Annotated in this window: 10 protein-coding genes; 5 read left to right on the top strand and 5 right to left on the bottom strand. The window is 52.1% G+C overall.

Annotation, left to right across the window (positions count from 1 at the left end; all coding sequences use genetic code 11):
• Nucleotides 1–8 precede the first annotated feature (8 nt).
• The 5 genes from ACO6V1_RS21370 to ACO6V1_RS21350 are packed head-to-tail and all read right to left on the bottom strand — an operon-like array spanning nucleotide 9 to nucleotide 3,177.
• Nucleotides 9–320 carry an STAS domain-containing protein gene (locus tag ACO6V1_RS21370; protein ID WP_422460565.1) on the bottom strand — a complete coding sequence of 104 codons (312 nt, stop codon included), beginning with the start codon at nucleotides 318–320 and terminating at the stop codon, nucleotides 9–11.
• Nucleotides 317–1,003 (bottom strand): MlaC/ttg2D family ABC transporter substrate-binding protein, encoded by a 687-nt coding sequence (locus ACO6V1_RS21365; RefSeq protein WP_422460567.1) that lies wholly within the window; start codon nucleotides 1,001–1,003, stop codon nucleotides 317–319. The genes ACO6V1_RS21370 and ACO6V1_RS21365 overlap by 4 nt, the downstream gene beginning before the upstream one ends.
• A 51-nt stretch (nucleotides 1,004–1,054) precedes the next feature.
• Nucleotides 1,055–1,519 (bottom strand): outer membrane lipid asymmetry maintenance protein MlaD, encoded by a 465-nt coding sequence (mlaD, locus tag ACO6V1_RS21360; RefSeq protein ID WP_422449987.1) that lies wholly within the window; start codon nucleotides 1,517–1,519, stop codon nucleotides 1,055–1,057.
• A gap of 14 nt (nucleotides 1,520–1,533) precedes the next feature.
• On the bottom strand, nucleotides 1,534–2,328 hold the full coding sequence (mlaE, locus tag ACO6V1_RS21355; protein ID WP_422449986.1) for a lipid asymmetry maintenance ABC transporter permease subunit MlaE: 795 nt from the start codon (nucleotides 2,326–2,328) through the stop codon (nucleotides 1,534–1,536).
• The gene (locus ACO6V1_RS21350) at nucleotides 2,329–3,177 is read right to left on the bottom strand and encodes an ATP-binding cassette domain-containing protein (RefSeq protein ID WP_422449985.1); all 849 of its coding nucleotides are present in this window, start codon (nucleotides 3,175–3,177) and stop codon (nucleotides 2,329–2,331) included.
• Between the two features lie 253 nt (nucleotides 3,178–3,430).
• Between ACO6V1_RS21350 and ACO6V1_RS21345 the strand changes: the two genes are divergently transcribed.
• From ACO6V1_RS21345 to lptB, 5 genes are all read left to right on the top strand, one after another.
• Nucleotides 3,431–4,393 carry a calcium/sodium antiporter gene (locus tag ACO6V1_RS21345; protein ID WP_422460569.1) on the top strand — a complete coding sequence of 321 codons (963 nt, stop codon included), beginning with the start codon at nucleotides 3,431–3,433 and terminating at the stop codon, nucleotides 4,391–4,393.
• Between the two features lie 104 nt (nucleotides 4,394–4,497).
• Entirely contained in the window at nucleotides 4,498–5,472 is a 975-nt protein-coding gene (locus ACO6V1_RS21340) for a KpsF/GutQ family sugar-phosphate isomerase (RefSeq protein WP_422449983.1), read from the top strand.
• Nucleotides 5,473–5,493: 21 nt separating this feature from the next.
• The gene (gene lptC / locus ACO6V1_RS21335) at nucleotides 5,494–6,132 is read left to right on the top strand and encodes an LPS export ABC transporter periplasmic protein LptC (RefSeq protein ID WP_422449982.1); all 639 of its coding nucleotides are present in this window, start codon (nucleotides 5,494–5,496) and stop codon (nucleotides 6,130–6,132) included.
• A gap of 52 nt (nucleotides 6,133–6,184) precedes the next feature.
• A complete protein-coding gene (gene lptA / locus ACO6V1_RS21330; protein WP_422449981.1) occupies nucleotides 6,185–6,730 on the top strand; it encodes a lipopolysaccharide transport periplasmic protein LptA in 546 nt (181 codons plus the stop codon).
• Between the two features lie 64 nt (nucleotides 6,731–6,794).
• Nucleotides 6,795–7,520 carry an LPS export ABC transporter ATP-binding protein gene (lptB, locus tag ACO6V1_RS21325; RefSeq protein ID WP_422449980.1) on the top strand — a complete coding sequence of 242 codons (726 nt, stop codon included), beginning with the start codon at nucleotides 6,795–6,797 and terminating at the stop codon, nucleotides 7,518–7,520.
• Nucleotides 7,521–7,774 lie beyond the last annotated feature (254 nt).

Genomic DNA, 7,774 nt, shown 5'->3' with positions numbered 1-7,774 from the left:
TGGCTGCGTCAGTTTTCCAGGCCGTTCACATTATTCAACAATGGCTGAATACCACAGACTTCAGCCAGTGCCTCCAGTTCATGAGGCATGCCAACAAATTCGATAGACGTTTGCTGTTTTTTTGCCAGCCGGATCCAGGAGAGAAAGACCGATAAAGCAGAGCTATCGGCCTGGGAGATACCGCTCAGGTCAATTTCCCAGTCGTCACCGCCAGAGGTCAGTAACAAACGGGCACCCTGCTCTTCAACAACGGCGGAGGTGGTGAAATTAACCACACCATTCAGGGTAAACCGGCCAGGTGCTTCCACTGCCAGGGTCATGACTGCTTGCCCGCAGCGTTGTTCTCCGTTGCTTCACCCTGCATGATTTCCGGCCAGTGATCCACAACATACTGGAGATCATTGTACTTGCTCATGGCTTCGGCAAACTGATTACGGAACTGAATGCCAATATTGATACCATCCACAATGATATTCCTGAGTTTCCAGCGCTCATCCTGATACACCATGGAATAAGAGATGGCCACAGTACCGGAGGACGTTTTGACCGTCATATCCACGGGAACCAGCCGCGCCTTGCCTGACCGGTAGGCATTCAATACGGTATCCGGTACCGCATCAACTTTCTCAATGGTCAACCGGGTATCATCAAGCTTCAGCAGGGCCTTGCCATAGAAGCTGATCAGACTGTCTTTAAACGTCCTGGAAAACTGTTCAATTTGCCCGCTTTTAGCACGGCGGGAGTATTTACCCATCACCCCCCGGGCAATGGCGTCGAAGGCCACGGAAGGTGATAGCTGGCGATCAACCTCGGCAATAAAGGCAGCATCGTTTTTTTTATACTCATGAATATTTTTTTCAAAGGTTGCCAGCAGCTCCCTGGTAATGTTTTCCACTTCCTTCTGAGGTGACTCAATGACCTGCTCAGCAGCGATGACCGCTGAAGACCACTGAAATAACAGCGCCACCAGGAAAGCCAACACGTGTCGATTACCTTTCATCATCCATTCCATCCGCTAGCCAGAGAAGGCTTCTCCGGGTTTGTTGACCTTTCGTTACTCACTTTTATTGACCGTACCCAGAAGAAACTTACCGATCAGCTCCTCGATAATCAGCGCTGACTGCGTGTCTTCAAAACGCTCACCATCTTGCAGAAACGCCTCGTCACCACCAATGCTGATACTAATGTACTGCTCACCCAATAGCCCTGCGGTGACAATCGATGCCGTGCTATCGATAGGTATATTATCGATTTGCTGATCAATATCCATAACCACCCTGGCCATGTACGTCACTTTATCCAGCTCAACACTTTGCACTTTGCCAATGGTGACACCGGCCATGGATATTTTGGAACGGGGTTTCAGGGCTCCGATGTTATCGAAGTAAGCATGCAGCTCATAGGTTTCACCGCCGGTTTTCAGGGACAGGCCACTGACCTTTACCGCCAGCAGCACCAAGGCCAGCATGCCCGCCAGCATAAAGGCACCGACACTGATTTCTAACGTTCGTATCCGCATTTTATGCTCTCTCCTTAAAGCTCACCAAACATCACTGCGGTCAAAATGAAATCCAATCCGAGAACAGCCAGTGAGGAATAAACCACCGTTCTCGTGGTTGCACGACTGATGCCTTCTGAAGTGGGAACGGCATCGTACCCCTGAAAGACAGCGATCCAGGTCACCACAACCCCGAACACCAGGCTTTTCAACATGCCATTGCCCACATCATCGACAAAATCAACCGACTGTTGCATGCCACTCCAGAATGAACCTTCATAAATTCCCAGCCAGTCAACGCCCACGATGACGCCACCAAGAATCCCGACCAGGCTGAAGATCGCCGCCAGCAACGGCATAGAGATAACCCCCGCCCAGAAACGTGGGGCAATGACCCGTTTTAACGGATCAACACCGATCATTTCCATACTGGACAGCTGCTCGGTCGCTTTCATCAGCCCGATTTCAGCGGTCAGGGCAGAACCGGCACGCCCGGCAAACAGCAGTGCCGTCACCACCGGCCCCAGCTCACGTACCAGGCTCAGGGCCACCAGCTGACCAACAGATCCCTCTGAGCCATAGCGAATCAGAATACTGTAGCCCTGCAAACCAAGAACCATACCAATAAAGAGACCGGAAACCGATACAATGATTAACGACAGAAAACCAACGTTGTAGAGCTGCCTGACCAGCAGCGCGCCACGTCCAGAGAACCCCGCCCGGGAAAAAATCGCCAGAAACAGAAAAATACCGGACCGCCCCAGGGACTGCACATGACCAAGACCTGACTGACCAAGCTGGGCCAGCCGGTCCAGAACATCAAGTTTCATTTATACCCCCGGAGACAGTAAGTCGCTTTGATAATCATCTGCAGGAAAGTGAAAAGGAACAGGCCCGTCGGGCAGCCCCTGCATAAACTGGCAGACCCTGGCATCCGTTGAACTTAACATCTCCTCAGGGGTGCCGGAACCAATCACTTCACCATCGGCGATCAGGTAGAGTACATCCGCGATGCTGGCCGTTTCATGAAGATCATGGGAAACAATGATACTGGTGATGCCCAGCGCCTGGTTCAGCTTACGAACCAGCTCCACCAGCACGCCCATGGCAATCGGGTCCTGTCCGACAAAGGGTTCATCATACATCACCATTTCAGGGTCCAGGGCAATGGCCCTGGCCAGGGCAACGCGCCGACTCATACCTCCGGATAACTCACTGGGCATTAATGACCATGCACCGCGCAGCCCCACCGCATGGAGCTTCATCAGTACGATATCACGGATCATGGTTTCCGATAGCCGACTGTGAATGCGCAGGGGGAAGGCGACATTCTCAAAAACGGACAAATCGGTAAACAGTGCCCCGCTCTGGAACAGCATGCCCATTTTACGACGCTGAACAAATAACTGATCTCTCGTCAGATCAGCCAGATCCTGACCATCCACCACAATCGAGCCCCGGTCGGGTAGCAGCTGACGGCCAATCAACCGTAGCAGGGTCGTCTTGCCGGTGCCTGAAGGCCCCATAATACCCACCACTTTGCCACGGGGTATATCCATATCGATATTTTTGAAGATCGCCCGGGAACCTCGATAAAAGGTCAAACCCCGAATCTCGACAAAATTATCGGTACGGTTTTCGTTGCTGTGTTGTTCACCTGAGGAGATGGAATTCATCATTGGGTTCGCAGATCCCTGCAACAGACAGAATGTAAAAGTCTTCCAGTTCCGATATTATGACCTGTTTCACACTTTAATTGCACCTTCCAGTACATCAATTACATTGAAACCATGTACCAGACAACTACAGACAAATTATATCGGAGGAATTTTCTGCTGACAGGATCAATTCAGAGGGGAATGCAGTTGCATTGTCTGCCTGATTTTCCCTACACTTCCTTCCTTTATATGAATTCTTGAGAACTCCCCCGGAATGAGTCCTGCCATTTATGCCATAGCAGCCATTATTGTTGGCTTCATACTACTCACCTGGAGTGCAGACCGCTTTGTTGGCGGAGCTGCCGCTACGGCAAAAAACTGGGGTATATCCCCCATGCTGATCGGCTTGACCGTTGTCTCCATCGGTACATCTGCGCCAGAAATTCTGGTATCGCTGATGTCTTCTCTCCAGGGACACAACGATATTGCGGTTGGCAACGCCATTGGTTCCAATATTGCCAATATGGGGCTGGTGCTTGGACTAACCGCGCTTATCGCACCACTGCCGGTCAAAACAGCACTGGCCAAACGGGAAATACCCTGGCTGTTACTGGTCACGGTGATTGCCGGTGCCTGCCTTGCCAACAACTACCTTGGGCTTATAGAAAGCCTGGTGCTGCTCAGTGGCCTGTTCGTTACCCTCTATCTGATGGTGACCTGGCAAAAATCCCACCCTGAAGAACCTCTGGCAGAGATTGAAGAGATCGAAGAGCTGCCTTCTGGCAAAGCGTACCTGGAACTGGTGGGCGGACTGGTACTGCTGCTGGTCAGCGCCCAGATTCTGGTTTGGGGGGCAACGGAAATCGCCACTTTGCTGGGTGTCAGTGAGCTGATCGTTGGTTTGACGGTTGTCGCCATTGGCACCAGCCTGCCGGAGCTGGCCGCATCGGTAGCCAGCGCCCTGCGCGGCCACCATGATATTGCCCTGGGCAATGTGGTGGGCTCAAACATCTTCAACCTGCTGGCCGTTCTGTCAATGCCCGGACTGGTTCGTCCCGGAGCCATCAGTGAATCCGTTTTCTCCCGGGATTATACCGTGATGCTGGCATTTACCGTTCTGCTGGCGGCCATGGCCATCGTCGGTAAAAAACCCAAAACGCTGGGACGTTTTACAGGTATTATCTTTCTGGCAGGGTATGCCTGCTATGGCACATGGCTGTACGTACAGACGGTTTAAACCGGAGCTGAACGCTCCCTTCCCCCTGAACTATTTTATCCCGGAGTCTGAAAGGTTATGCTTTGCCACAACATCCTGACAGCTCCTGCAAAGGCTTTACTGAAATGACCTCTGACCAGAATTTTATTGAAATTGGTCGTCGTACCATCCAGATCGAAAAGGATGCTATTGAAGCGTTGCTGCCTCGTGTTGGTGAAGACTTCAGCAATGCCTGCCGGTTAATGCTGGAATGCCGGGGCCGAATTGTCGTGGTGGGGATGGGAAAGTCAGGACATATCGCCCGTAAAATCAGTGCCACCCTGGCCAGTACCGGTACACCGGCGTTTTATGTCCATCCCGGCGAAGCCAGCCATGGCGACATGGGTATGATCACCGCAGACGATGTGGTGCTGGCTATCTCCAACTCCGGTGAAACCGGCGAAGTCATCACCTTGCTGCCGCTGTTCAAACGAATGGGTGCTGCGCTGATCAGCATGACCGGCAAACCCGCGTCCACCCTGGCGCAAGCCGCTGAAGTGAACCTGAACACAGGGGTTGATAAAGAGGCCTGCCCACTTGACCTGGCACCCACATCCAGCACCACCACTCAACTGGTTATGGGTGACGCGCTCGCCATTGCGCTGCTGGAAGCCCGTGGCTTTACCGCAGAAGACTTTGCATTTTCCCACCCCGGCGGAGCCCTGGGTCGCAGGCTGCTATTGAAAGTGCAGGATATCATGCATGACGGCAATCGAATCCCGACGGTGAAAAAAGGCACACGCCTGGGTGAAGCGCTGCTGGAAATGACCCGGAAAGGTCTCGGCATGACCTCCATTATTGATGACAACAACGTGGTCGTTGGTGTCTTTACCGACGGTGATCTTCGTCGTGCACTGGATCACGGGGTTGACCCCCACAACACGACCATCGACGAGGTAATGACCATCAAGTGCACCACCATTACCCCTGATATTCTCGCCGCTGAAGCACTGAGAATTATGGATGATCGCAAAATCAATGCGCTTATCTGTGTTGACCATGAGCGGCATGCTGTTGGTGCCATCAATATGCATGACTTGCTGAAAGCGGGCGTGGTTTAAACGCTTTTTATCAGGCTCAAGGTGTTTATCAGGCTCAAGGCTATTTATCAGCTCAAGGCTGTCAGTATCGGAACCCGGATGACCTATCGCAATCATCTTATTATCGCTGCAATCCTGCCAGTGCTGGCCGCTGGCTATTGGACCTACGACGGTGCAATAGTAACGGTCAGTGCCAGCCCTTCGGAAATCATCCGCCAGGATGCCGACTACTTTCTGGTGGATGCCCTGGTTAAGGAGTACGACGCTACCGGAGCGCTGCAATACCAGTTGCAGTCGGACAGCATTACCCATTACCCCCACAATGACAACACACTCCTGAAACAACCTATCCTGACTAACCTCAGTGACAGTGGACAACTCACTGTGTCAACGTCAGAGAATGGAAAATTACTGCCCGGTGGCAAAGATATTGAACTGTGGGATAATGTCGTGGTTATCCAGAGCAGCCCGTCCGTCAGGCAACAGGGCTATGAGCAAAAACTCAGAATGGACACCGATTTCCTGACCATTGCGACGGATAAGGAAATTGCCGATACCGATCGCCCTGTGCTGATTACCAGCGACATCGGAGAGACCCGAGCCATTGGGATGACCGCATGGTACCAGCAGGGAAAGATTCAATTAAAGTCCAGAGTACGGGGAGTCTATGAGACTGAGTAATCTGATTATTCACACAATCATTGATATCTCCCTGTCAGGGAAACGATAACCCATGACACGACTACCAAAACCAAAAGCACTCCTGAACAAACAATGGCTTGTCGGGCTATTATTTGTCCCATTTATGGCCATGGCCTTACCCGCTGATCGCCAGCAGCCCATCCAGATCGATTCAGACACGGCTGACATTGATAATAAAAAAGGGGTGTCTGTGTATCGTGGTGATGTGGTCATGACCCAGGGCACCACACGCATCACCGGTGATGTTATTACCATCTACACCCGGGATCGGGAGTTGACCAGGGTCATTGCCCGGGGCAATAAGGCCAGGGCTTATTATGAAGAGCTGCAACCCGGTGAACAGGGAATCGTCCAGGCCTGGGGCAACACCATTCGCTACGATGTGGACAGTGACCAGATTGAGCTGATCAAAAATGCCCAGCTCTCCCAAAAGGGAGACACCTTTACCGGCGAAAAGATTGACTACAACCTGACACTGCAGACCGTCAATGCCAAAGGCACGCCCAGTCAGGGAGACAATGGCCGGGTACAGATGGTGATTCAACCCCGTCAGGAAAAAGCGGCCAGCACGAAATAATGGAACGCGGGCAGCGTTCTAAACGACACACTTTGTTTTCACACTCAGGTTAACAGACAACCGGATGGCAATCCTCAAGGCAGAACATCTTAGCAAAAGCTACAAAGGCAGAGAGGTGGTGAAAGATGTCTCTCTGCAGGTTAACAGTGGTCAAATCGTTGGCCTGCTGGGCCCTAATGGTGCAGGAAAGACCACCTGTTTTTATATGATTGTCGGGCTGGTGAAAGCCGATGGCGGCAAAGTCAGCATTGATCAGCAGGACCTGACCTTTCAGGCCATGCACCACAGGGCCCGTGCCGGTATCGGTTACCTCCCCCAGGAAGCCTCTATATTTCGTCGTCTGTCCGTGCGGGACAATATTCTGGCCATTCTGGAAACCAGAAAAGACCTCAATAAACAGCAGCGCGCCGAGAAAATGGAGTCGCTGCTGGATGAGTTCAATATTGGCCATATTCGTGACAGTGCCGGCATGGCGCTATCCGGCGGTGAAAGAAGACGGGCAGAGATTGCCAGGGCCCTGGCCACTGACCCGACCTTTATTTTGCTGGACGAACCTTTTGCCGGCGTTGACCCGATCTCCGTTGGTGATATCAAGTCCATCATCCGTCATTTGCAAAACCGGGGTATCGGGGTACTGATCACCGACCATAACGTCCGGGAAACACTGGATATCTGTGAGAAGGCCTATATCGTCAGTGAAGGGCATATCATCGCAGAAGGCGACAGCCATACGGTACTGTCCAACCAGACGGTTCGTGACGTTTATCTTGGGCACCAGTTCAGCTTGTAACTCTGTGTTCCCAGCCGCAGCCAGTACATCATTGCGGTGAGTTTGATGCGTACAATCTCCGTTCATCCTTAGCGCCCTTCGACTCCGCTCAGGACGAACGGAGTTTGGGCGTCATTGATAGAGACCCATCAAACACATTGGAACAGTGTACCCGCACATTATTCCAATGCGTTTGATGTGCAAAATCTCCGTTCACCCTGAGCGGAGTCGAAGGGTGATTGGCACAGTCTCTATTAAAGGCATGGTGTTTACGC

The sequence above is a fragment of the Endozoicomonas sp. ALC013 genome, assembly GCF_049310205.1.
Lineage (GTDB): Bacteria > Pseudomonadota > Gammaproteobacteria > Pseudomonadales > Endozoicomonadaceae > Endozoicomonas.
This window is presented reverse-complemented; position numbering and strand designations above follow the sequence as displayed.

Excerpts from the sequence above, each read along its gene's own strand:
- lptB (WP_422449980.1), top strand. The coding sequence starts at position 6,795 with ATGGCAATCCTCAAGGCAGAACATCTTAGCAAAAGCTACAAAGGCAGA.
- ACO6V1_RS21350 (WP_422449985.1), bottom strand. The coding sequence starts at position 3,177 with ATGATGAATTCCATCTCCTCAGGTGAACAACACAGCAACGAAAACCGT.
- ACO6V1_RS21345 (WP_422460569.1), top strand. The coding sequence starts at position 3,431 with ATGAGTCCTGCCATTTATGCCATAGCAGCCATTATTGTTGGCTTCATA.
- mlaD (WP_422449987.1), bottom strand. The coding sequence starts at position 1,519 with ATGCGGATACGAACGTTAGAAATCAGTGTCGGTGCCTTTATGCTGGCG.
- ACO6V1_RS21365 (WP_422460567.1), bottom strand. The coding sequence starts at position 1,003 with ATGATGAAAGGTAATCGACACGTGTTGGCTTTCCTGGTGGCGCTGTTA.
- lptA (WP_422449981.1), top strand. The coding sequence starts at position 6,185 with ATGACACGACTACCAAAACCAAAAGCACTCCTGAACAAACAATGGCTT.
- ACO6V1_RS21370 (WP_422460565.1), bottom strand. The coding sequence starts at position 320 with ATGACCCTGGCAGTGGAAGCACCTGGCCGGTTTACCCTGAATGGTGTG.
- ACO6V1_RS21340 (WP_422449983.1), top strand. The coding sequence starts at position 4,498 with ATGACCTCTGACCAGAATTTTATTGAAATTGGTCGTCGTACCATCCAG.
- mlaE (WP_422449986.1), bottom strand. The coding sequence starts at position 2,328 with ATGAAACTTGATGTTCTGGACCGGCTGGCCCAGCTTGGTCAGTCAGGT.